Origin of the sequence: Bartonella vaga, from assembly GCF_037070895.1 — a bacterium.
Lineage (GTDB): Bacteria > Pseudomonadota > Alphaproteobacteria > Rhizobiales > Rhizobiaceae > Bartonella.
The window spans coordinates 300,814-326,300 of record NZ_JAYMZK010000001.1 but is presented as its reverse complement, the minus strand read 5'-3'; the positions used below and the strand labels follow the sequence as shown (position 1 = coordinate 326,300).

At 40.2% G+C, this 25,487-nt stretch carries 19 protein-coding genes and 1 pseudogene; 7 read left to right on the top strand and 13 right to left on the bottom strand.

Annotated elements, in window-relative coordinates; translation table 11 throughout:
- Positions 1 to 70 precede the first annotated feature (70 nt).
- From atpD to WCP76_RS01335, 5 genes are all read right to left on the bottom strand, one after another.
- Positions 71 to 1,663: a F0F1 ATP synthase subunit beta gene (gene atpD / locus WCP76_RS01355; protein WP_336293894.1), complete on the bottom strand. Its 1,593-nt coding sequence runs from the start codon at positions 1,661 to 1,663 to the stop codon at positions 71 to 73.
- Between the two features lie 19 nt (positions 1,664 to 1,682).
- On the bottom strand, positions 1,683 to 2,594 hold the full coding sequence (locus tag WCP76_RS01350) for a F0F1 ATP synthase subunit gamma (RefSeq protein ID WP_336293893.1): 912 nt from the start codon (positions 2,592 to 2,594) through the stop codon (positions 1,683 to 1,685).
- 22 nt (positions 2,595 to 2,616) lie between these two features.
- Positions 2,617 to 4,152: a F0F1 ATP synthase subunit alpha gene (gene atpA / locus WCP76_RS01345; protein ID WP_336293891.1), complete on the bottom strand. Its 1,536-nt coding sequence runs from the start codon at positions 4,150 to 4,152 to the stop codon at positions 2,617 to 2,619.
- Entirely contained in the window at positions 4,152 to 4,736 is a 585-nt protein-coding gene (gene atpH, locus WCP76_RS01340; RefSeq protein ID WP_336293890.1) for an ATP synthase F1 subunit delta, read from the bottom strand. The genes atpA and atpH overlap by 1 nt, the downstream gene beginning before the upstream one ends.
- Positions 4,737 to 5,208: 472 nt before the next feature.
- Positions 5,209 to 7,419, bottom strand: coding sequence for a primosomal protein N' (locus WCP76_RS01335; protein ID WP_336294011.1), 2,211 nt, complete (start codon positions 7,417 to 7,419; stop codon positions 5,209 to 5,211).
- A 509-nt stretch (positions 7,420 to 7,928) separates the two neighbouring features.
- Here WCP76_RS01335 and fsa point away from each other — a divergent pair.
- The gene (gene fsa / locus WCP76_RS01330; RefSeq protein WP_336293889.1) at positions 7,929 to 8,582 is read left to right on the top strand and encodes a fructose-6-phosphate aldolase; all 654 of its coding nucleotides are present in this window, start codon (positions 7,929 to 7,931) and stop codon (positions 8,580 to 8,582) included.
- Here the strand turns inward: fsa and lptE are convergent.
- Positions 8,579 to 9,169 carry an LPS assembly lipoprotein LptE gene (gene lptE / locus WCP76_RS01325; RefSeq protein ID WP_336293888.1) on the bottom strand — a complete coding sequence of 197 codons (591 nt, stop codon included), beginning with the start codon at positions 9,167 to 9,169 and terminating at the stop codon, positions 8,579 to 8,581. The genes fsa and lptE overlap by 4 nt on opposite strands.
- Entirely contained in the window at positions 9,156 to 11,786 is a 2,631-nt protein-coding gene (gene leuS / locus WCP76_RS01320) for a leucine--tRNA ligase (RefSeq protein WP_336293887.1), read from the bottom strand. The genes lptE and leuS overlap by 14 nt, the downstream gene beginning before the upstream one ends.
- A 143-nt stretch (positions 11,787 to 11,929) precedes the next feature.
- Here leuS and WCP76_RS01315 point away from each other — a divergent pair, with 143 nt between their 5' ends.
- The 6 genes and pseudogenes from WCP76_RS01315 to WCP76_RS01290 all read left to right on the top strand — a co-directional run bounded on the left by WCP76_RS01315 (position 11,930) and on the right by WCP76_RS01290 (position 16,065).
- The gene (locus WCP76_RS01315; protein WP_336294010.1) at positions 11,930 to 12,622 is read left to right on the top strand and encodes a YggS family pyridoxal phosphate-dependent enzyme; all 693 of its coding nucleotides are present in this window, start codon (positions 11,930 to 11,932) and stop codon (positions 12,620 to 12,622) included.
- Positions 12,623 to 12,851: 229 nt separating this feature from the next.
- Complete coding sequence (locus tag WCP76_RS01310) at positions 12,852 to 13,034, top strand: hypothetical protein (RefSeq protein WP_442894698.1); 183 nt, start codon at positions 12,852 to 12,854, stop codon at positions 13,032 to 13,034.
- Between the two features lie 32 nt (positions 13,035 to 13,066).
- Positions 13,067 to 13,270 (top strand): annotated as a pseudogene (locus tag WCP76_RS01305) (acetate--CoA ligase); the annotation flags it as partial.
- Positions 13,271 to 13,781: 511 nt separating this feature from the next.
- Entirely contained in the window at positions 13,782 to 14,441 is a 660-nt protein-coding gene (ftsE, locus tag WCP76_RS01300; protein WP_336293886.1) for a cell division ATP-binding protein FtsE, read from the top strand.
- Entirely contained in the window at positions 14,434 to 15,387 is a 954-nt protein-coding gene (locus tag WCP76_RS01295; protein WP_336293884.1) for a cell division protein FtsX, read from the top strand. Before ftsE ends, WCP76_RS01295 begins: the two co-directional genes overlap by 8 nt.
- Before the next feature lie 3 nt (positions 15,388 to 15,390).
- Positions 15,391 to 16,065, top strand: coding sequence for a YdcF family protein (locus tag WCP76_RS01290; RefSeq protein WP_336293883.1), 675 nt, complete (start codon positions 15,391 to 15,393; stop codon positions 16,063 to 16,065).
- A 639-nt stretch (positions 16,066 to 16,704) separates the two neighbouring features.
- Here the strand turns inward: WCP76_RS01290 and WCP76_RS01285 are convergent.
- The 6 genes from WCP76_RS01285 to WCP76_RS01260 form a co-directional block, all read right to left on the bottom strand.
- Positions 16,705 to 18,687 (bottom strand): MacB family efflux pump subunit, encoded by a 1,983-nt coding sequence (locus WCP76_RS01285; RefSeq protein WP_336293882.1) that lies wholly within the window; start codon positions 18,685 to 18,687, stop codon positions 16,705 to 16,707.
- 3 nt (positions 18,688 to 18,690) lie between these two features.
- On the bottom strand, positions 18,691 to 19,917 hold the full coding sequence (locus WCP76_RS01280; protein WP_336293881.1) for an efflux RND transporter periplasmic adaptor subunit: 1,227 nt from the start codon (positions 19,915 to 19,917) through the stop codon (positions 18,691 to 18,693).
- Positions 19,914 to 21,398 carry an efflux transporter outer membrane subunit gene (locus tag WCP76_RS01275; protein WP_336293880.1) on the bottom strand — a complete coding sequence of 495 codons (1,485 nt, stop codon included), beginning with the start codon at positions 21,396 to 21,398 and terminating at the stop codon, positions 19,914 to 19,916. The genes WCP76_RS01280 and WCP76_RS01275 overlap by 4 nt, the downstream gene beginning before the upstream one ends.
- Positions 21,399 to 21,463: 65 nt before the next feature.
- Positions 21,464 to 22,273, bottom strand: a complete 810-nt coding sequence (locus WCP76_RS01270; protein ID WP_336293878.1) for an exodeoxyribonuclease III — start codon at positions 22,271 to 22,273, stop codon at positions 21,464 to 21,466.
- A gap of 30 nt (positions 22,274 to 22,303) precedes the next feature.
- Positions 22,304 to 22,912: an outer-membrane lipoprotein carrier protein LolA gene (locus tag WCP76_RS01265; RefSeq protein WP_336293877.1), complete on the bottom strand. Its 609-nt coding sequence runs from the start codon at positions 22,910 to 22,912 to the stop codon at positions 22,304 to 22,306.
- An 87-nt stretch (positions 22,913 to 22,999) separates the two neighbouring features.
- Positions 23,000 to 25,468 carry an FtsK/SpoIIIE family DNA translocase gene (locus WCP76_RS01260; RefSeq protein ID WP_336293876.1) on the bottom strand — a complete coding sequence of 823 codons (2,469 nt, stop codon included), beginning with the start codon at positions 25,466 to 25,468 and terminating at the stop codon, positions 23,000 to 23,002.
- Positions 25,469 to 25,487: the final 19 nt, after the last annotated feature.

Genomic DNA, 25,487 nt, shown 5'->3' with positions numbered 1-25,487 from the left:
ACGAGGCTCGAGACAAGGATCCCTTGTTCTCTTTATAACAAGATAACAAGCAAGCACTACAGATTTCTTCTTATGAAGAAGCTTCTGCAATAAGACCCTTTCCTTTTTCAATGGCTTCATCAATCGAACCAACCATATAAAAAGCAGCTTCTGGCAAATCATCATAATCGCCAGCACAAAGACCTTTAAAGCCTTTGATTGTATCTTCTAAAGATACCAGCTTTCCAGGTGAACCAGTAAAAGCTTCAGCCACATGGAAAGGTTGCGAAAGGAAACGTTCAATTTTACGCGCACGTCCTACCAGTAACTTATCATCTTCAGAAAGTTCATCCATTCCAAGAATAGCAATAATATCCTGTAGAGCCCTATAACGTTGCAAAATAGTTTGAACTTGACAAGCAACAGTATAATGCTCTTCACCCACGACCAATGGATCCAACATACGCGAGAAAGAATCGAGCGGATCAACCGCCGGATAAATACCCTTTTCAGCAATCGAACGCGAAAGAACTGTTGTTGCATCCAAATGAGCAAACGATGTAGCAGGCGCTGGATCAGTCAAGTCATCAGCAGGAACATAAATAGCCTGAACCGAGGTAATAGACCCCGTTTTTGTGCTGGTAATACGCTCTTGCAAAGCACCCATATCGGTTGCCAAAGTTGGCTGATAACCCACGGCAGAAGGAATACGTCCTAAAAGAGCTGAAACTTCTGCTCCTGCTTGTGTAAATCGGAAAATATTATCCACGAAAAAAAGGACATCTTGACCTTCATCACGGAAACTTTCCGCAATAGTCAAACCTGAAAGAGCAACACGAGCACGTGCTCCTGGTGGCTCATTCATTTGCCCATAAACGAGCGCACATTTTGATCCTTCCGTTGAACCATTATTTTCTTTTGGATTCACATTCACACGGCTTTCGATCATTTCATAATAAAGGTCATTTCCCTCACGTGTGCGTTCTCCAACGCCAGCAAACACAGAATAACCACCATGTGCTTTTGCAATATTGTTGATCAGCTCCATAATGAGAACGGTTTTACCAACCCCAGCACCACCAAATAAACCAATCTTACCACCTTTAGAATAAGGCGCTAACAAATCAACAACTTTAATACCAGTGACAAGAATTTCTGACACCGTTGATTGATCAACATATGCAGGAGCTTCTTGGTGAATGGAACGCATTTTAGTTGCTGCAATTGGTCCAACATTATCAACTGGCTCTCCAATCACATTCATAATACGACCAAGTGTTGCTTCTCCAACGGGAACACTGATCTGTGTTCCTGTATCAAAAACCTTTTGACCACGAACAAGACCATCCGTCGTATCCATGGCAATAGTACGTACCGTATTTTCACCTAAATGCTGAGCAACTTCTAGAACTAATCGATTGCCCAAATTTTCTGTTTCTAATGCATTAAGAATATTCGGCAACGCGCCTTCAAACTGCACATCAACAACAGCGCCAATAATCTGCTTGATCTCACCCACTGCCCTTTTTTCACGCGCGCCTCTAGAAGCACTACGCACAGGATCAGTAGAATCCTTTATGACAGCCTTAGATTTTGAGGCTGCTTTTTTTACACCTGAACGAGCAGTTGATTTCTTTTTCTCAACTTTTGCGGCTTCTTTGTTTGACGTCACTGCTTTTACCATCAACTCTTACCTTTTCAATTTAAAGCGCTTCAGCGCCCGCAATAATTTCGATCAATTCTGTCGTGATTTGTGCCTGACGCTGACGATTATAAGCCACGGTCAATTTATTAATCATTTCACCCGCATTGCGCGATGCATTGTCCATAGCAGTCATCTTCGCGCCCATTTCACCAGCGACATTTTCAAGCAAAGCCCGAAAAATTTGCACTGAAAGATTGCGCAACACAAGCGCATCTAAAAGAGCAGCTGCATCAGGCTCATAATCATAAACTATCGATTGTACATCTCTGCTTTTACCTGTTTTTTCAACAACATCTACTGCCTCAACAGCTCCTTCCAAAGAAGCCATTGGAATCAAGCCAAAAGCTGTTGGACGCTGATTAATCACTGAAACAAATTCAGAGTAAAATAGGGTACATACATCGAAGGCTCCCTCATTGAATAAATCAATGACCCGTTGACTAATCATCACCGCCTCTGCAAAACCAATCCGCTTTACAGAATGTAAATCAATGTGATCAATCATCAAAGCTTTATAATCACGCGATAAAATATCGGCTCCTTTTTTTCCTACAGTTAAAATTTTAACGATTTTATCAGCAGAAAGCAGTGCCTTAATCTGCTCGCGTGCACGGCGAGCAATTTGCATATTGAAAGCACCACATAAACCACGCTCTGCGGTACACACAACCAACAGATGCACATCATCTCGACCAGTACCACGCATAAGAGGAGGCGCATCAACTGCATCGACATCGGCGGCAACATTGGTTAAAATAGTAGCCATACGCTCAGCATAAGGGCGTGCGGATTGAGCTACTTCTTGCGCGCGATGCAACCTTGCCGCCGCAACCATTTGCATAGCTTTGGTAATCTTTTGTGTTGCCTTAACCGAGGCGATACGGTCTCTAAGATCTTTTAGTGACGCCATTCGTGCATTCCATCAAAATCCATCACGAAAAATTTTTCGCGTAATTATCAAGAACAGCAATCAATTTATTCTTGATATCATTGGTTATCTGTTTTTGGTTAGCAATTTCTTTCAAAAGATCTTGCTGATCACTACGCAGGAGAATTAAAAGCCCCTGTTCAAACCGAGAGACATCAGAAACAGCCAAAGAATCAAGATAACCATTCACACCAGCAAAAATAACAACAACTTGTTCTTCTGTCTTCAGAGGAGAAAATTGTGGCTGCTTCAACAACTCTGTCAAACGCTCACCACGATTTAAAAGACGCTGCGTTGAAGCATCCAAATCCGAACCAAATTGTGCAAAAGCAGCCATCTCTCTATATTGTGCTAATTCACCTTTGATAGAACCAGCAACCTGCTTCATCGCCTTAATTTGTGCTGCAGAACCAACACGTGAAACAGAAAGACCAACATTCACGGCAGGACGAATTCCTTGATAAAATAAATTAGTTTCCAGAAAAATCTGCCCATCAGTGATCGAAATCACATTTGTGGGAATATAAGCAGAAACATCATTTGCCTGCGTCTCAATGACTGGCAAAGCCGTCAAAGATCCCGAACCATTTTCAGCATTCAACTTTGCCGCCCGCTCTAAAAGACGAGAATGAAGATAAAAAACATCACCAGGATAAGCTTCACGACCAGGCGGACGACGAAGCAAAAGAGACATTTGCCGATAAGCAACTGCCTGTTTTGAAAGATCATCATAACCGATCAAAGCATGTTGACCATTGTCACGGAAATATTCCCCCATCGCACAACCCGCAAGAGGAGCAATAAATTGCAGTGGAGCAGGATCAGAAGCCGTAGCTGCAACAATAATTGAATACTCAAGAGCACCTTGATCTTCCAAAACTTTAACGAATTGCGCTACCGTTGAACGTTTTTGACCAATAGCAACATAAATACAATATACTCTGTCCTGTTCTTGTCCCACACCTTTTTCGTGAAATGGCTTCTGATTTAAGAACGTATCGAGCAAAATCGCTGTTTTTCCCGTTTGGCGATCTCCAATCACCAATTCACGCTGCCCTCGCCCAATGGGGATGAGCGCATCAATAGATTTTAGCCCTGTCGACATTGGCTCGTGCACTGACTGACGCGGAATAATTCCTGGAGCCTTAACATCAACACGACGACGCTCTGTTGACTTAATAGGGCCTTTACCATCTATAGGATTTCCGAGAGCATCAACAACACGCCCAAGCAAAGCCGGACCTACAGGAACATCTACAATAGCACCTAATCGCTTAACACAATCGCCTTCACGAATATCACGATCTGATCCAAAAATCACAACACCGACATTATCGACTTCCAAATTCAAAGCCATACCACGTACGCCATTTGAAAAGGAAACCATTTCACCTGCCTGGACATTATCCAAACCATAAACGCGGGCGATACCATCACCCACAGATAAAACCCAACCAATTTCTGAAACTTCAGCCTTTTGGTCAAAGTTCTTAATTTGCTCTTTTAGAATTTTTGAAATTTCAGATGGTTTAATATCCATCAGCTGACCTCTTTTTTCAATGCAAGCTTAAGCGAAGATAATTTTGTTGCAAGAGATGTATCAATTTGAAACGATCCCACACGAACAATCAATCCACCAAGAATTGTTGGATCAACAAGAACATGCAGCAAAATTCTTCCCCCAATGACACCTTCCAAAGCCACGCGCAATTCTTTCTCCTGTTCAGAACTCAACGGACAGGCAGAAACAATCTGCGCCGCAATTTCTCTACGAGATAAAGCAACACGACATTGAAAAGCATGTAAAATACCAGACAAGGCACAAAGCCTACGGTTTACTGCGATAACACATAAAAAATTACAAACAATCTGACCAGTGCTCTTATCAGCAAATTTGATGCTTTCACAAATAGAACGCACCACTGTAATTTGCTCTTTTACTGGAAAGAACGGGCTTTGCACAAAGCGTTTTAAGTCTTCATTTTGATCCAAGACAAACAAAAAAGACGCGACTGCCTTCTCAACCTTTTCAAAGGCTCCTACTTCTTGAACACAATCAAAAAGCGCTTGCGCATAGCGTTGATCTACTAATGGCAGCGGTATAAGAGAAAATGAATCCGACACGAAATACCGCCTCTTTCCCTTGAGCGAATCTCTGATATTTATCAGAAAAAGATAGCTATCAGATTAAATGGATCAGACATTCTGAATCTTAAGAATCTTCTTCTTAAAACTCAGAACAAAGAAGTTTCCAATTTTCCTAGCATAGACATAACCGACTCGCAACACTCCAAATCAACGCTTTCTAAAAATTTTAAATAAAATATCCAAAATATTTTTGAAAAAAATTTTTTTGAGAGTATGTTTCTCACAACAACAGTTTTTGTGTATCTTTTTTCGACAGCCTCTAACAAGCTTTTCAAATGCTCTTCTGCTAAAAAACGCTACCCCCAAATGCCTCATTTCAAGCTTGTACACAAACAATAATAACGGATGTATCCCTAAAAATAAGGACAAAAATCTCTCTGCTTAAAATTAGCCCTCTATAAGAGCGTATCTTTTAAGCAGATAACCGCCACATTATATCGCTTTATTTTCAGAGAAAGCTTTGCGGGTCTATATCAATCTGAAGCAAAACTGAAGAAGGTATTTTGGGTGCATTTGCAAGAATCATACGAATAAACCCTTGTATATCAAAAGAACGTTGCCCTTGCAGCAAAAGTCGAAAACGATAACGCCCTCGAATGAGAGCCAACGGTGCTTCCGCCGGCCCCATAAATGAGACATTTTTTTCCTGTGGAGCTGCTTGGCGCAGCGCACGCGCATAATATTCTGCAGCTTGACGCTTTTCTGAAGAGACAATTAAAGAAGCAAGCCGCCCAAAAGGAGGTAAATGATAATTTTGTCGCATTGCAAGTTCATGCTTGTAAAAATCTTCATATTGCTGTGAAAGTAAAGCTTTTATCACCGGATGATCCGGTTGATAAGTCTGCAATAAACCTAAACTCTCCAATCCCACTCGCCCAGCCCTACCTGTAACCTGAGATAAGAGCTGAAAAGTGCGCTCACTCGCACGTAAGTCACCATTAGCAAGACCAAGATCAGCATCAATCACCCCAACTAGAGACAATCCAGGAAAGTGGTGTCCCTTGGCGACTAATTGTGTTCCAATAATAATGTCAACATCACCATTTGCAATTTCTTGCAATTCTCTTCGCAACTGACGAATCCCACCTTTTAAATCAGTTGAGAGAATCAACAACCGTGCATGTGGAAAAAGTTCCTGTGTTTCCTCTGCGATTCTTTCTACTCCCGGTCCACAAGCCACAAGATGGTCTAAAGTCCCACATTCAGGGCAAGCTTCTGGAACAGGTTGATAATACCCGCAATGATGGCATTTAAGTTGCCCCTGCAAACGATGCTCAACCAACCAACTTGAACAATCACTACAGTGAAAACGATATCCACAAACTCGGCACAAAGTTAAAGGTGCATAACCACGGCGATTGAGGAAAAGGAGTGCCTGCTCACCTTTCTCGAGTGTTTGTTGCAAAGCATGTTCAAGAACAGAAGAAATAAAACGCCCCTTTTGCCCTTCCCCTTGACGCATATCAACTACCCGCAACTGTGGAAGTGCTACTTTTTTAAAACGCGATGGCAAATTCACCTTTTGATAACGACCTCTTAAAACATTAGCCTGACTTTCAATCGACGGTGTAGCTGAGGATAAAATAACAGGAAAATCCTCAAAAGAAGCTCGTGCAACCGCCATATCACGCGCATGATAAAAAATGCGTTCTTCCTGTTTATAAGCACCATCATGCTCTTCATCAACAACAATCAACCCAAGCTCCTGAAAAGGAAGAAAAAGCGCAGAACGCGCTCCAGCCACAACCCGCACCCGCCCTTCTGCAACTTGCCGCCACACGCGCTCCCGACGACGCGGTGCCAAATCTGAATGCCATTCAGCAACCGACGCACCAAAACGCGCATGAAAGCGATCTAAAAATTGCTGCGTTAAAGCAATTTCCGGCAACAAAATTAAAACCTGCTTGCCACACATAAGAGCCTGAGAAACCGCTTCAAAATAAACCTCTGTCTTTCCTGAACCGGTAACACCATCAAGCAAAAAAACTTGAAATTGAGAAGATAGCACACCTTTCCGCAACAATGCTGCCGCTTCACTTTGCGCTCCCTCTAATACGGGAGGACAAAAATCAGGATCAGGCATCGCAACGAGAGCAGGAGCTGGCATCATTACATCCTCAAAAACCCCAAGTGACTTTAATCCTTCAACAACGGAAACAGAAGCTTTTGCCGCATGCGCAAGACCAGAGCGTGTCCAAACTTTACCACCGCACGCTAATTCCAAGACCCGGGATCGAGCTGGCGTTAAACGTCCCACATCACCCCCACAATAACGCAACCCTGGCATTTGTGCTTCCGATTCTAAAGCGGCCGGCACGCATAAAACCAACCGTGCAATAAGACCAAAAGGAGTCATTGTATATTGACTAACAAAACGCAAAAATGTGATCATTTCTGCTTTTAATGGTGGACAGTCAAAAACACGGAGGATAGAGCGTAGTTTTTCACGTGCCACAGCTATAGAATTTTGCCCATTTTTTTCTGTCTGCTCTCCAACACCCACCACAACACCACAAACTTGGCGACCCATCACCGGAACACGAACAAAAGAACCAACTTCAGCTTCCATAGAAGATGGAACCTCATAACTATAGGCATGAGCAACAGGAAGAGGTACCAATACTGAAACAATTTTTCTCTCTGCCACCTTTGACTTCATTTTGTATGAACCCGTTATACAAATCACATCGCCTACAGCTTGTCTTTTGACACCGTTGTGAAAAATCATTTTCATGATTTATCATTTCATCCCTATCGACAACACCTTGCCAACAATGATTTTTTTCAATGCGCCCCATCGCTAAAATGCAAACAAAAGAATTATATCCTCTTTTAGCAGATAGTTCCCCCATAACAATTAACTATGAGTGAAAGAAAGAAGCTCTAAAATTGACGCATTCCTTTTTTGTCATTTTTGATTTCATTTTTATACAGAATTTTTCGTACTAATTTTGCAAATGGTCTGTATATTCAACAGACATTTATACAAACACGATAAACGCTAGCACAGTAAACAAGCCCTTCACGCCTTTTCCCTTATTCCCAACTGAGGTCTCAACTTATCACATCCTCGCTCTTGCTTTTGCAATAAACAATAGCGCATAATAAAAAACAGGATGAAACATTAAACGCTTTAAATAAAAGAACTAAAAAACAAGGAGATTGAGCATGAAATTTTTTGTGGATAGCGCCGATATTGAAGAGATTCAAGAATTACAAAATTTAAGTCTAGTCGATGGTGTTACCACAAATCCCTCTCTTATCCTAAAGTCAGGACGCAATATTTTTGATATTACAAAAGAAATTTGTGCCCTCATTAATGGACCTGTTTCTGTTGAAGTTGCTGCAACTGAATTTGAAAATATCATGAAAGAAGCTGCTGTTTTAGCAAAGATTGCCAACAATGTTTGCATCAAGATTCCTTTAACATTTGATGGATTAAAAGCATGTAAAGCTCTAACAAAGCAAGGAATAAAAACAAATCTCACGCTTTGTTTTTCTGCTAATCAAGCTTTATTAGCTGCTAAAGCGGGTGCAACATTTGTTTCACCATTTGTTGGAAGAATCGATGATTGCGGAATAGATGGAAATGAACTACTTCATGAAATTCGTGCAATTTATAATCACTATGGCTTTAAAACACAAATTTTGGCAGCGTCAATACGCACTGCCTATCACGTCAAAGAAGCAGCACTAAGCGGTGCAGATGTTGCAACTGTCCCACCAACAATTTTAAAAGCGCTTATCAAGCATCCTTTAACCGATAAAGGCTTACAAATATTCCTCGATGATTGGAAAAAAACCGGACAAAATATCGCTTAATGTTTTGAAAGATCTTTTGAAAGCAACATAAAAATTTGTTCAGCTAGCTCTTCAGCCGCACGCTTTTGCGCATTTTCTTTTGCCTGCGTCGTTGCATATTCCTGACGAAGCCGTTCAAAAGATACACTGACTGTTCCCATTCCTTTAGCAACAGAAGTATTTTTCATATCCGTTAAGACATAGGAAGCTTTACTCACCACAGTTCCAACGGAAGCGCGCCCACTTCCATTTTTCTCGAGACCAACCTCTATCTGCATAGATTCCCTTGTAAACGTAGATGTCTGCAGCTTCAATTTATAAACCGAAGTGGAAGGTTTACTTCCACTTCCATACAGAAGAAACTGCAAGTGATTGCGTACCATTTGATCAAAACGATCTGAAGATTCTTCAACGACAATGGATGCAAGCTTTTCAGCAAGTCCTAAAGAATTCTTTCCTAAAGAGTGAGTATAAGAAAAAGAATCCACAGTATTCCCTGTAGTTGAAACCTGCGATACCTGACGATAAAGCGGTTCCACTTTGCACCCATACAAAACTATGGACAAAATAGCAAAAACCAAAGGAATAAAACTTTTAAAGAACGACATTAACGATCCTCTGTGGAACAATAATTATTTTTTTAACGGATTTTTCGGCAAGACTTTCCTGTACAAAATCAAGAGCCAAAACTGCTTCTTCAATCATCGCTTCACTTGCTGTTGCTGCAACAATTACCTCACCGCGCTTTTTACCATTAATCTGTACCGGCAAAGTATAACATTCTTCAACGATTAATGCGGAATCATAAGCAGGCCAAGAAAGCTCACAAATCAGTTTTTTTTCTCCTAAAGTAGCATGACATTCTTCCGCTAAATGAGGCATCATGGGTGCAATCATAGCAATAAAAAAGTCCATTGCCTGGCGTAAAGCTGCTTTCATTTCATCTTCAAAACTTTCCACTTTATTCAACAATGGCGCCAGAATATTCAAAAATTCATAAAGGCGTGCAATCGCTCGATTAAATGCAAATTTTTCCAAATCATCTTCCACGGCGCAAAGCGTGCGATGCACTGTTTTTGAAAGTTTCAAAGCTGCACCCTGACGTCCCGTACAAGGCAGCACACCCTTTAAAACCGAAGCACTCGAAGCCACACAACGCCAGACGCGTTGCACAAAACGATGTGCTCCTTCAACACCAGATTCTGTCCAGATGACGTCCCGCTCAGGAGGAGAATCTGACAATACAAACCAGCGCACAGTATCAGCTCCATAGGATGCAATAATATCATCAGGGTCAACGACATTCTTTTTTGATTTTGACATTTTTTCAATCAACCCAATCTTCACTTCGCTTTGATCGGTTAATTTATAAGCGTGGCGTTTTCCATCCTTCTCAACAATGGAAACTTCTTCTGGTGAAACCCACCCCTGATCATCCCTATAAGTTTCATGAACAACCATACCTTGGGTAAAAAGCCCCTTAAAAGGTTCATCGATAGTTACATGACCGATCAATTTCATGGCACGCATGAAAAAACGCGCATAGAGAAGATGTAAAATCGCGTGTTCAATTCCACCGATATATTTTTGCACAGGCAACCATTCAGCTATCGTCTTTTTATCAACAGGTTCTTGTGCAAAAGGTGCGGTGAAACGCGCATAATACCAAGAGGAGTCAACAAATGTATCCATTGTATCAGTTTCGCGTTTGGCGGTTTGACCACAAGAAGGACAGGAAACTGTTTTCCACGTTTCGTGACGCATAAGAGGATTGCCAAGCTGATCAAAAGTCACATCATCAGGCAATACAACAGGCAAATCAGTGCGCGGCACAGGCACCACCCCACAAGCAGCACAATGGATCATAGGAATAGGACATCCCCAATAACGTTGACGAGAAATCCCCCAATCACGCAATCGAAACTGCACGTTTTTTTTCCCCTGAGGCTGGCCATGGAGCACTTGCTTCTCAAGGCGATTAACCACCGCTTCAAAAGCTTGTTGCGGTGTTAACCCATCCAAAAAACCTGAATTGATCATCACACCATCGCCCGTATAAGCCGTTTCAGAAATTAGAAAATCCTGGGCATCAACTCCTTCTGGTAAAACCACAGGCCGCACGGGAAGGCCATATTTACGTGCAAAATCTAAATCTCTTTGATCATGGGCAGGGCAACCAAAAACAGCTCCTGTTCCATATTCCATGAGAACAAAATTGGCAATATAAACGGGAATACGAACCGTTTTATCAAAGGGATGAACAGCCAAAAGTGACGTACAAAACCCTTGTTTTTCAGCAGTTTCAATTGCTTCAGTAGTCACTCCACCACATCGACAATTTTCGATAAAAACGCTAAGTGCTTTGTCCTTTTGCGCTAAAAATTGCGCAATGGGATGATCAACAGACAGCGCCAAAAAAGAAGCTCCAAAGAGTGTATCAGGCCGTGTTGAGTAACAGACAACTTCGTTAAATGCTTCACAAACATCATTGTCCGCCCCTACCGTCTCTAAAGCCCAACGAATCAACAAGCCTTGAGACTTCCCAATCCAGTTTTTTTGCATAACGCGAACTTTTTCTGGCCACTGATCAAGTTCTTCAAGCCCTGCCAATAATTCTTCACTAAAATCACTAATTTTAAAAAACCACTGCGTCAATTCACGCTGTTCAATTAATGCCCCAGAGCGCCAACCACGTCCCTCAATAACCTGCTCATTTGCCAAGACAGTTTGATCAACAGGATCCCAATTGACCTTAGCCACTTTACGCGCAACTAATCCCTTTTTATAAAAATCAAGGAAGAGCATTTGTTGACGATGATAATAGTCTACATCACAAGTTGCAAATTCTCGCGACCAATCCAGAGAAAGTCCTAAGCGCTTTAATTGCCCACGCATAACTGCAATATTTTGATAGGTCCAGGTTTTTGGATGCACTTTATTTTGCATAGCTGCATTTTCAGCTGGCATACCAAAAGCATCCCAACCCATGGGATGAAGCACATTAAATCCCTTTGCACGTTTATAACGTGCAACAACATCTCCCATCGCATAATTGCGCACATGCCCCATATGAATGCGCCCAGAAGGATAAGGAAACATCTCTAAAACATAATATTTTTCACGCTGCTCCTCTTGAGAGGTCTGAAAAATTTTCTTTTCATCCCATATTGTCTGCCATTTTTTTTCTTGGACACGTGGATTATAGCGTTCTATTGTCATTCCCATTATACTCTTTAATAAACTGAACCAAAAACTTGAGTTATGCTTCACCATGGATTAAGCCCATCGTCAATATTTTCAGTAAATATTTTATACAGTTTTTACAAACTATTGCTTCATTCCTGAACAAAAATAGAAAGCGTATGAATATGAGCACACTTTACACCGCCTCTGATCTGTCTTCCATTGAAGCTTGGCAAAATATTCAAAAAGATATTGCTGAAATATGTCAAGAAACGCATCGTTCCTTAGAAGAAGTTCAACTTTTAGCTGTTTCAAAAACTATATCTGCAAACAACATTATTCCTCTTTTGCAAGCAGGTCAGTCTCTTTTTGCTGAAAATCGTGTGCAAGAAGCGGCTGAAAAATGGCCCAGCTTGCGTCAACAATTTAATTCCATTGAACTTCATCTTATCGGCCCTTTACAATCGAATAAAGCAGAACAAGCCGTCAAACTCTTTGATGTCATTCAAACGATTGATCGCGAAAAAATAGCTAAATATTTAGCGAAAGAAATGCAAAAACAAAAAAGGCATCTTCCCTCCTATGTCCAAGTCAATATCGGATTAGAGCCGCAAAAAAGTGGCATCGCACCACAAGAAGTTGTCCCTTTTGTCAATCAGTGCAAAAATCAATATGGACTTAACATTATCGGTCTTATGGCGATCCCACCAATAGAGGAAAACCCCGGTCCCTATTTTGCTCTTTTAGCAAAACTTGCAAAAAAAGCTGGTCTTCAAAAACTTTCTATGGGAATGTCCAGCGACTTCAAAATTGCCATTCAATTTGGCTCAAACATTCTTCGCATTGGCTCAGCTCTTTTTGGAAAACGCCCCGCTTGATCCCGCTTTAATAAATACTGGATTTAAGCACCCAAAACATTAGTAAAACACTTCCTTTAAAGATAACCTGCGTAAAATTTTTTAAAATTGCTGTTCCAACCTATATAATATATTCTAAATTTAAAAAGGAAACTTGCAATTTAAGGTGAACCCCAGAACGGAGTTCTGTCAAAAGCTATAACAGTACAGTAGTTAATTTTTCCAAACAATATACTCGAGGGAGGGAAATATGTCTGAAAAAATCTACCCAGTACCAGCTGACATCAAAAAAATGCTTTTATTAATGAAGATATCTATAAACAGTGGTATCAAGAAAGCATCCATGACCCAGAAAGCTTCTGAGCAAAACATGGACAACGCATTGAATGCGTTTAAACCTTATACAAAAGTAAAAAATACTTCCTTTAACTGAGATGTATCAATTCAATGGTACGAGGATGGCATAAAATAGGGTCTATTGCCATATTGGATAAAGTTCAATTTGCCACCGAACTACCAAAAACACGATCTGGAAAAATTATGAGACGTGTTTTGCAAAAAATTGCCGAAAACAATTCTGAGAATCTAAGAGATATTTCAACCCTTGCTGAACCACAAGTCATTGATGATCTTATTGTCAATCGACAAAGTAAAGAAACCACGACTTAACATAAAACACTAACGATAGCTTTAGCCTTCCCGCTATCCCAGAATTTCTTATTAACATCACCAAAGAAGACCAAAAAGGAAATATAACAATTAAGAAACTTTCGATGTCTTTTAAAACAGATACTATTTCTCAATAACAAACGAGAAATGATCGAAACAAAAACTTTTAAAACTGTGAAGTTTGCATTCTAATAAGTATCTTATCAATAAGTACAAAGTACCTTTTTCAAACTATCAAACGAAAAAAATCACTGCTAAGAAAAAAAACAAGCATGATGGTTCTCATGTTTCTACTAGAATCACCTTGGAATTCTTGCTAAAATTATAAATATAGGTAACGAGAGAAATGTAATTATTGGATAATATTCTTGCAAATAATACGTCTCAATAAAAAACAAGAAATAATAGAAAATATTGAGGACGCTAAAGTACGAACTTAACAAGATTTTCGAGCAATGAAAGCAAAGGTCTTTACAAGAATGCAACATAAAAACAAAAGTGGTAACGAGAAGTGATTCATTTTGAAAACGTCGGTCTGCGCTACGGAATGGGCCCTGAGATTCTTCGTGATATTAGCTTTCGTATTCCTCCCGGGTCATTTCAGTTTCTTACTGGTGCTTCTGGAGCAGGTAAAACGTCGTTGATGCGTCTTATGTTTTTAGCACTCAAACCAACCCGTGGTCATATTGATTTATTTGGAAACGATACAGCATTACTTAAACGGCAAGAACTTCCCGCAATACGACAACGTATCGGTGTCGTCTTCCAAGATTTTCGCTTACTCGACCACATGAGTACTTATGAAAATGTCTCTTTACCTTTACGTATTAAGGGACAAGAAGAAGCAACTTATCGCAGTGAAGTCGAAGATCTTCTTTGTTGGGTAGGCCTTGGAGATCATATGCATGTTTTACCACCAGTCCTTTCTGGCGGAGAGAAGCAAAGGGCAGCCATTGCACGTGCACTCATTGATCAACCTGAAATCCTCTTGGCTGATGAACCAACAGGAAACGTAGATCCACCTTTAGCAAAACGCCTACTACGCTTGTTTATTGAATTAAACCGTTTTGGAACAGCTGTTGTCATTGCTACCCATGATATCGCACTGATGGAACAAGTCGCAGCACGGCGTATGCTTCTCCATAACGGGCGGATGACAATTCATGAATAAGTTTTTCCAATTTTTTACACACAACTCAAAAAACACTGCTGCGATTATTCCCAGAGATAACATTTCTGGACAAGCGCTTGTTGCAGTAATTGCTATTATGACATTTCTCTCAAATCTAACATTAATTGGTGTTGATTTAACACAGCGTGCTGCTAACAACTGGAGCAATCAAATTAGCTATGAAGCAACAATTCAAATACGGCCTATTGAAAATATTGATATCGAAAAAAACCTTCATGATGCAGTTAAATTGGTTAAAACATTTCAGGGTGTAAAAGATGCTACAATTGTTGACAAAAAAGCCACTGAAAAATTGCTCGAACCGTGGCTTGGGACAGGTTTAAGCTTAAGCGAATTACCACTTCCCCGACTAATCATCGTAACATTGAAAGAGAATGACAAAATCAATCTTCGTAAAATCAGTAACGCAATAAAAACACAGATTCCAGGAGGTCAGTTTGATGATCACCGTTTTTGGGTAAACCGTTTTACAAAAATGGCACACACAACTGTTCTCATTGGTTTTTTAATTTTAGCATTGTCTCTAGGTTCACTTATACTCACGATTATCTTTGCCACACGTAATGCACTGGCAGAGAATGCACATATTATAAACGTCTTATATTTCCTCGGAACTGAAACCTTTTTCATTGCACGACAATTTGACTGGCATTTTTTTAAAACTGCACTACGAGGCGCATTATACGGTGCTGCTGCAAGCGCATTTCTGTTTGCTGCTTTTTCCTTCTGGACAAACTACAACCTAGGAAAAGTAGAAGCCAGCCAAGTAACCGCTTTATTTGGTCATTTTTCTATAAGTTCCATCCCTTATGGAAAAATCATTATTCTTATTTTTTTTGTTTCTTTCCTTACTATGTTTACAAACCGGATAACTATTTTGGTGCAACTTAAAAAAATCGGCCAATGCGAAAACGGTTTATTTTAATTTATGGCTTACAATTCACATAATTTCAAATCATTGATGCAAGATAATTTAGAGTACTCCCCAAAAAAGGATACCGTACGCAATCCATGGTATTCACGCTATTTGTTTAGATATTTTCCACCGACAGCATTTACTCTTTTAATAATCATTCTCATCTTTTGTGTAAGTTTCGTTGTTTTTTCTGAAAAAACTGAACGGCTTCAACCACCAAATCCTTTGTTGCAAGCGGATGCAATTATCGTTCTTACCGGGGGAGAAAACCGAATAGAGACAGGGCTAAATCTCTTACAGAAGGGGCTTGGTGTGCGGCTCCTGATAAGCGGCGTAAACACAACGACTAATCTAAAGAGTTTCATGTACAACACACATATTAGTCCAAAACTCTTCTCATGTTGTGTTGACATTGGACATAAAGCAATTAACACAAGAGGAAACGCCCAAGAAAGTGCAAATTGGATCAAAAAACATCATTATCAAACGGTTTATATCGTCACCCATGATTACCACATGTGGCGCTCTTTGCGTGAGCTTAAATATTTAATGCCTGACATCAATTTCATTGCTTATCCTGTTAAAAAGAGCAAAATTGAAAGTACAGTTAAACAAATCAATCAAATACGCATTCTTATACTCCAATATATAAAAACTATCGAAGTATACATAAGAACCGCGTTCTAAACTGTGTACACTAGTTTTCTGAAAACCTTTCAATCGGCTTATGCGCCACATAAAACCTATTTATAAAGCTTTTTAGGACACAGACATAATAAACTGCTTTTATGCGAAAATCATCTTTCAAGTCGCACTCTCTTCATAGCAATCCATTTTCGCATAAATTATTTTCCTCTAAGATCAATTTTTAAACAAAAATATTAAGATATATGTAATCTCCATGAAGAGTCTCCCTATAAACACATCCCTTTAAACGATACAATAAAAGGATTTAAGGGCTTTATAGTAACAACTATGCTGAGTTTCCAAATACTGCTTTAAAAAGACAGTTCGATTTCTAAAACCATTAAATAAGGAAAGTATTTTATCATAAAAACTTCTTCATAAAAGGAGGTCCATAACGAATATTTTTCGCTCTAAAGAAGACAAGCGCTCCTTCTCTAAAAATCTCGTAGAAACTGCTTTACACCCCTCATCTCCACAATAAAAAGCAGCAGATAGAACAGCTTCCTCTGCTATCTTCCAGATAGTTTTGTTGATGCAGATACTTCATACAGTATCACCTGCTTTGCCAATCTTCTTTTAGAAATGCTTCATCCATTATGAATGCGCACAAAAACCATGGTCTCTGACAAGAGTCTAAACTTAATCACGTGCAAGAGCAACAACGGGGTCAAGCCGTGAAGCTTGCCGCGCTGGAGAAAAGCCAAAACAGATCCCAATGAGAGTTGAAAAAGTAAGGGATAGGATGATCGAATCAGTCGTATAAATCAGATGGATAGGCGCATCAAAGAGAACAAACAAAACACCAATAGAAAGCCCAAACAAGATTCCCAAACCGCCTCCAATGATACAAACCAAAACTGCTTCAATTAAAAATTGCTGCAAAATATCACCCTGACGTGCACCAACGGCCATACGCACCCCAATTTCGTTGATCCGCTCCGAAACAGTAACCAACATAATATTCATGACTCCAATACCACCCACGATCAGTGAAATTGCTGCAATTGAAGATACTAAAAGCGTTAAAATATTTGTGCTTTCCGTGATACGATCACGGAATAACTCAGAATTTCGAATGAAGAAATCCTCCTCACCATGGCGCATAATTAAAAAACGCCGTACCATAGCCTCTGCTAAATGCGAATCAACATCATCAGCAACCTTAACCGTAATTGCACGAACCTGCGTTGTTCCAAGAAAACGCGTTTGTACAGTTGTATAAGGCAAATAAACTTGCAACGTTTTTGATGTGCTTCCATTATGTTGCGGATCTACCACACCAACAATACGTGCTGGAACCTTTCCAATATGCACTACTTTTCCAAGTGGACTCTCATTACTATGGGGGAAAAGAACAGAAAGTGATTCTTTTACAATCACTAAATCAACCGTCCGATCACGCACACTTTTCTTATCAAACAAGCTTCCTTGAATAGCATTGAGTCCTTGTGTCTGAAAGAACTGTTCTCCCACTCCGGAAATCACAGCATTAGCTTCAATTGCACCAAAACGTATCGTAGAGCTTGCTGAAATCTGAGGTGTTACACCAGAAACATAGGGCAATCCTGAAAGGGCTTCTGCATCAGCTTCAACTAAACTGGTTATTTTTTCTGATTGTGGATCAGAAAAACTTTTTCCAGGCAAAATTGTCAATGTATTAGAACCCAAACTTTTAAAATTTTCTAGAATTTTTTCCCGTGTACCATTTCCCAAAGCAACCATTGCAATAATCGCAGCAATACCAATAATCACCCCAAGCATCGTTAAAAAAGTTCGCATTCGATGTGCATTCATTGCCAGTAACGCCATAATAAATGCCTCACGAAACCGCTCAGTAAAAGAACGAAAAAAACCAAGTTTTTGTTCATCTTTTAGATTTTGCGCTGCATGAAAAAGTTTATTACTGGTCTTTGTTTTTGCAACTTTTGATACATTATCAGCAATAATTTCACCATCACTGATTTCGATAATACGATCTGCCCTTTCAGCTACCTGCATATCGTGTGTTACTATGACAATTGTGCGCCCTTCTTGATGAAGTTCATCCAAGATACGCAATACTTCTTTTCCGCTCTTTTTGTCTAATGCACCGGTTGGTTCATCGGCAAGAATAACCTCTGCATTATTCATAAGAGCACGGGCAATCGACACACGCTGCTGTTGACCGCCTGAAAGTTGGTTGGGACGATGATTTATCCGCTCCCCCATACCTAAGCGTATTAAAAGATCTTGAGCACGTTTTTTTCGTTTTTCCGGTGCATATCCTGCATAAATAGCTGGAATTTCAACATTACCAAGCGCTGTCAATTCGTTCAACAAATGATAACGTTGAAAAATAAATCCAAAATGATTACGCCGCAAAGCTGATAATTCATCAGCAGAAAAGGAGGTTGTTTCCTTACCTGAAATCCAATAACGGCCAGAAGTTGCTCGGTCAAGACAACCTAAGATATTCATCAACGTGGATTTTCCTGAACCGGAGGCCCCCACAATCGCTACCATTTCACCGCGTTTAATAGTGAGATTAATGCCTTTTAAAACTGTAATAAATGTTTCGCCTGCGGAAAACTTACGCACAATATTTTCCAAAACGATTACGGCATCTTCTTGCTTAGCGTTCATGCTTTAGCTCTCATCTTCACTCTGTTCATCAGGAATATCTGGCATCGTTCCGTCGCGCGAACCGGTAATAACCACATCACCTTCATGAAGTCCTGAAACAATCTCTGCCATAACTTTGTTGTTAAGCCCAACCGTCACTTGTTTTGCAACCACTTTATTTTTACCTACTAAAAGAGAAACCCATGCTTTCCCCTCTTGTGTCTCATCACGTAAAGCATCACTTGGAACCAACAAAACATTCTGAGCACTCCCTAAAATAATATGAACTTGAGCGGTCATATAAGTCCGTAGAAAGTTATCCTTATTGTCGACATGTACAATCCCATTGTAATAGATAGCCGATGTCATTAAAGAGTTAGAACCTCCCATCATACCGGGGTTAATACTCACATCAGAACGGATTGATTCAGGAGCAGGCTCTACCCTTTCTAAAGTTCCCTCATAACGACGTTGTGGATCACCCAAAACTGTGAAATAAATTTGTTGTCCAGCATGAACCTTAAGAATATCAGCTTCTGAAATTTGTGCTTTGACAGTCACTTTTGACAAATCACCTAAAATAACAATTGTTGGCACCGACTGAACAGCATTGACATTCTGCCCTTCTTCCACAACTGTTGCTAAAACTGTTCCCGCTGAAGGAGCCGTCACCCGCGTATACCCTAAATTGACCTCTGCACTTTCCACATCGATTTTCGCTTGTGCAATCTGCTCTTGAAGCTGAACAATTTGCGCCTCACGTATTTTCATTTGTGCTGTAGCATCATCTAAATTAACCTGTGAAGTCGCATGGGCTTTGATCATTTGTTTTTGGCGCTCTAAGTTTTTCTTTGCAAGAGCGAGATAGGCTTTTTGTTCTACCAAGCTAGCATAATGGCGGGATAGTACTGACTTTTTTCTTTTCAGATCATTTTCTTGATCTGTAGAATCAATTTCTGCCAAAAGATCCCCTTCTTTCACAACACTACCAGGAGAAACACGCATTGACACGACACGCCCTGTTGCACGGGCACCAATAGCAACCAACCGATAAGGACGTACAAGACCAGAAGCCAAAACACTTTCTTCGATATCGCCACGCTTCACTACTGCCGTCATATAAGTCGGTGATGAAACTCCAAAAAACGCAGAACGCAACCAGAACAAAAAGACAATAAGAAATACAACAATCAAAAATAAGGAAAGTTTTTTGCGTTTTGTAATGAAATTTTTAATGAAACTTGTTGTCATTGGCTTACCTTTGTACGCAAGAGAGCGGAGCTATCGACTACTTCTGGACGCGACGCATCAACAACACCATCCCAACCACCACCCAACGCTTTCATCAGCGCAATATATTGAGTAACCAAAGAAATACGGCTATCTTTAAGAGACATTTGTGCAGAATAATAGGAGCTATTAGCATTTAACAATTCAAAGAAACTGATATTTCCACTTTCAAAAAGGCTACGTGAAAGTTTTAAAGAATGCATGAAAGCTGCATTCGCAACGGTAAGATTTTTGAGACGTTGTTGTTCTTTATTTAATCTTACAAGCGCATTTTCTACATCCTCTAAAGCTCCTAACACAGCAGCTCTATAAGCAATAAAAGCTTGATCGCGCTGCGCACGCGCTACTGCAACAGAAGCCACAACCTGGCCTCCACTAAAAAAGGGAAAACGGATACTGGGTCCCAAAGACCACCCAATCGTTGAATTTTTCCATAATTGGCTAATTGTCGTTGCTGTGGTCGAAATATTACCGGTTAAAGTAAGCGATGGATAGCGATCTGCTTCACGCTGACCAATACGTGCTGTAGCTTGTGCATATTGGCGCTCTGCTCGTCGTAAATCTGGACGTGTTAATAAAATATCGGCCGGAATTCCTGCTGATATCGGCCATTGCGGTTGTGGAATCTTCGCCTCCTTGGCACTTTTTTGTAAAAGATCCTTCAAAGCTCCAGGTACAGAGCCTGTTAAGACAGAAAGGCGATGAATGCTCATTTCCAAATTAGCTTCCATTTGTGATATATCTGCTTCTGTATTCGCCACCTGCGCTTGCGCATTTGAAACATCAAGCTCTGAAGCATCACCCGCCATTAATCTGACACGCACCAATTCAAAAGTTTTTTGTTGTAATGCTGCAATTTCCCGTACAATTAATAACTTTTGTTGCCAACCACGCATTTGAACATAATTTGTTGCAAGATCTCCCAACAGCGTCACCATTGTAGCACGCATATCTTCTATTGCCGCCTCAAGACCATAATGGGCTGCTTCAACTGCTCGCTTATGTCCACCAAAAAAATCAAGCTCCCAGCTCGCATCAAAACCACTACGATATTGGTTTAAAACCGCACCAGATTGTTTAAAACCACTACGGGTTCCTGAATTTAAATTTGAAACACTTGGCAACAGAGATCCAGTAAACTGCCCTAAACTAGCGCGAGCTTCACGAACCCGTGCTTTAGCAACGGCAACATTATTATTTCCAGCAATCGCATAACTTATCAACTCATTTAAAATAGGATCATTTAAACGCCGCCACCATCCGGCAAGCTCAATTTGACGCCCAAACGTCTGCTCAGATTGTTGTCCCCAAACCGATGGGACACGAAAATATGTCTTATTATAGTTAGGGCCAACCATACATCCTGACATAATAAAAACACATAAAAAAATACTGTAAAACAAGCCATTGGAAACAATCTGCTTTAGGCCTTTGATCCGCATCCACTCTCCCGCATATTTTCAGAATCAACTTATTAACATTTTTTTAACAATTTCTTATTTCAAACTTAGCGTGAAAAATCAAATATAGTTTGTACTGGAACATGGTCAGAAGGTTGCTTCCATCCTCGTGAGTTGCGAAAAATTGAAAGATCCATAACAAAGGGAACTAAATCTGGAGAAGACCAGATATGGTCAAGACGCCGCCCACGATCAGTAAGCGCCCAATCCCGTGCGCGATAACTCCACCATGTATAAAGCTTCATCGGAACGGGGAAGTGTGTGCGCATGAGATCAATCCACCCACCTTGAGAGCATAAAGTTTGTAAACGTTCGGTTTCAATAGGTGTATGGCTCACAACCTTCAACAATTGTTGATGAGACCAAACATCATCTGGCAAAGGAGCAATATTCAAATCACCTACCAAAAGAGAAGAGAGACCATCTCCCTGATTGGCTCGGATAGAAGACATTTCTTCCAAAAAATCAAGTTTATGACGGAATTTTTCATTAACATCAGCATCAGGCACATCACCCCCAGCGGGAATATAAAAATTATGAATCCGTATTCCCCTGCCATAAGCTTCAATAACCACCGAAATGTAACGACAATCTTGCTTTTGGCAAAAACAACGCTTTTCGATACTTTTAAAGGGAAAACGCGAAATAATTGCTACGCCATTGTAAGATTTTTGTCCACTCAATGCAATATGCCTATAACCCGCAGCTTCAAAAGCCTCACGTGGAAATAAAGCATCTACACATTTTGTCTCTTGTAAGCACAAAACATCTGCAGAAAATATATCCAAATACTGAAAAATCTGTGCAAGACGCAAACGGACAGAGTTAATATTCCAAGTAGCAATACGAAAGAACATTTGTTTAAATTCCAATGATATAATACCGCACTATTTCTTTGAAGGAAGTGTGAACATACCATCAGCAAATCGCACCCCTGTCCGCACATTCATGATTTGAACAGTGGTTTCTAAGTTCTGTTGATCAATAATTGTCCATTGACGCAAAGCATAGCTTTTAGAATCAAAAACCATTTTTATTTGTCCCCTGCCAATACTTTTATCACGCAAAATAATTGTCACCGCTCCTGGATCTTCACGAAATGCCAATAAACGCTCAGATGATATATCAATTTTATCAGCTAACAAAAACTTCATTGGCGTTTGAAAAAGCTCTAAGAAATTCCACGTATTCAGCACGCGATTGTTAATTCCTACAAACTGACCATCTGAAATAATCTGTAAAGGTAATTTTTTGTAAATAAAACGAATTTTTCCTGGACGCTCTAAATAAAATGTACCCTCAGTCATTTTTCCCTTTGGGCTAAACTGAATAAAAGCACCTGTCATTGTTTTAATCGCAGCAAAGTGATTAGCAATATTCTGCGCCCGTACCACTGATTTGGACGATTGCGAAAAAGTAGGAAAGGTTAAGAAAAAAAAGGTAATAATTCCAGCAAACCCAAATACTTTTCTCCACAAACACAAAAACGTTCTCATAAAAATGCTCCTAAGCAGTACATATTTATCTCAAATATCAAATAATAGATGAATATCTTCCTTAAAGGATATTTTTAAAAAAAACCGTCAACAGAATTCTTTTTCAGCAGGCACCAAAATTTCTCGTTTATTCATATGATTAGCTGGACTAATGATACCCTCTTCTTCCATCCGCTCAATCAGCGAAGCAGCACGGTTATAGCCAATACCTAAGCGGCGTTGAATGTAAGAAGTTGAAACCTTACGATCACGAAGTACAACTGCAACAGCTTGACTGTAAGGATCATCTGGTGCAGAAGCAGTCAAGGAAACATCAGCACTATGCTCTGCAATTTCTTGCGTAATGGTTTCCAAATAATCAGGCCGTGCTTGCATTTTGAGATGCGCTACAACTTGCTCAACTTCTTCATCGGACACAAAGGGTCCATGAACACGCTGGATACGCCCTCCTCCCATCATGAAAAGCATATCTCCTTGCCCCAACAATTGCTCAGCTCCTTGTTCACCAAGAATTGTTCGACTATCGATTTTTGAACTCACAGAAAAAGAAATGCGTGTGGGGAAATTAGCTTTAATTGTCCCCGTAATCACATCAACAGAAGGACGCTGCGTAGCCATAATCACGTGAATACCGGCCGCGCGCGCCATTTGTGCTAAGCGCTGAACGGCTCCCTCAATGTCTTTGCCAGCAACCATCATTAAATCTGCCATTTCATCAATAATAACAACAATATAAGGCATAGGACTTAAATCGAGTGTTTCCGTTTCATAAAGAGGCTCCCCAGTTTCATGATCGAACCCGACTTGAACTGTACGTGTCATTGTCTCACCCTGGCTTTCTGCCTCCTTGAGACGAGCATTAAACCCACCAATATTGCGAACGCCAATTTTTGACATTTTACTGTAGCGTTCTTCCATTTCACGAACAGCCCACTTAAGAGCAACGACTGCTTTTTTGGGATCTGTTACCACTGGTGTTAACAAATGTGGAATGCCATCATAAACCGAAAGTTCAAGCATTTTCGGATCCACCATGATTAAACGACATTGCTCAGGGGTCATGCGGTAAAGAAGCGACAAAATCATAGTATTAATGGCGACAGATTTTCCTGATCCTGTTGTACCTGCTACCAAAAGATGCGGCATTTTTGCTAAATCTGCAATAACCGTTTCTCCCCCTATTGTTTTGCCTAAAGCAAGTCCCAATTCCGCTTTGTTCTCTAAAAATTCTTGTTTTTGCAAAATTTCCCGCAAATAAACCATCTCACGCGTTGTATTAGGTAATTCTATCCCTATCACATTGCGTCCTGGAACCACAGCAACACGCGCTGAAATCGCACGCATCGAGCGTGCAATATCATCTGCTAGACCTATAACACGGGAAGACTTAATGCCAGCAGCAGGTTCAAATTCATACAAAGTTACCACTGGACCAGGATGCGCATTAATAATTTTTCCTTTAACCCCAAAATCCGACAAAACACCTTCCAATTCATGAGAATTTTCTTTTAAGGCAGAAGGAGAAAGTTTTGCGTCCCTTACAGCCGGTGGAGCAACCGAGAGATAATCCAAAAGTGGAAGAAGAAAACCCTCTTTTGAAGAAGCCATTAAGGGCTTTAAAACACGGCTTTTAACGGAAGAAACAGATGTCTTATTTTGATAAGACTCGCCTTTTATTTTTTCATCAAAGAAAACTGGTTCAATTCGCTCAAATGGCTTTTCCTGTTTTTCAGAATGACGGTTTAACGAAAAAAAACGAAAAAACTGTGCTTGTAAAAAATACAAAAGATGTAAAAATGCTCCAAAAGCCGTAATAAAAAATCCGTATTTCCCCGTATCCGCTGCATCTTCTGTATCTGCCGTGTCTTCTGTATCTACCATATCTTCTGGCATATCAAAAAGCGGATCTAAAATTGCGGCTTCAGCCTTTTGGATATTTTGTGCCTTTTTTTTCTTCGTCTGGCGTCTCCACACCACATTGCCGGCAAAAGCAGCTATAAAAAAACCTAAAAATGCAAGAGAAATTCCCAAGAGCACCTTCTGAAATGAAGAAAGAAAAACAGGAAAGATTAAGTAAGCAGCACTTAAAATTTTATCTCCCAAAACTCCTCCCAAACCCATCGGTAATGGCCAATACGTAAAAGGAACAATAGGTGTCATAAGGGCAAAGGAAGCTAGAAAACAAATCGTTGAGATCAACCATAAAACAAGGCGAAAGGTCAAATTATGAATATCCTTTTGTGCAAGCAAAAGAAATGACCAAAATAATGGCGATAAAAAAACACAAATACTTGCCAAACCAAAAAACTGCATAATAAAATCTGAAAAGATTGCACCAGGCCATCCCATAAAGTTTGTAATCTCATTCGTACTTGCATGCGTTAATGAGGGATCCACAATATTCCAAGTGGCCAAAGAAAAAACACAAAAAGCAATGAATCCCAAAAGTCCAAGCCCAACGAAAACACCGATCTGACGCAAAAACATCTCAATAAGCCGCGAACCTTGAGAGGTTTGCGCTTCTAAAAAATCATAAGGAGAAGAACTTCGATGCATCCATCAATCCCAAATACAA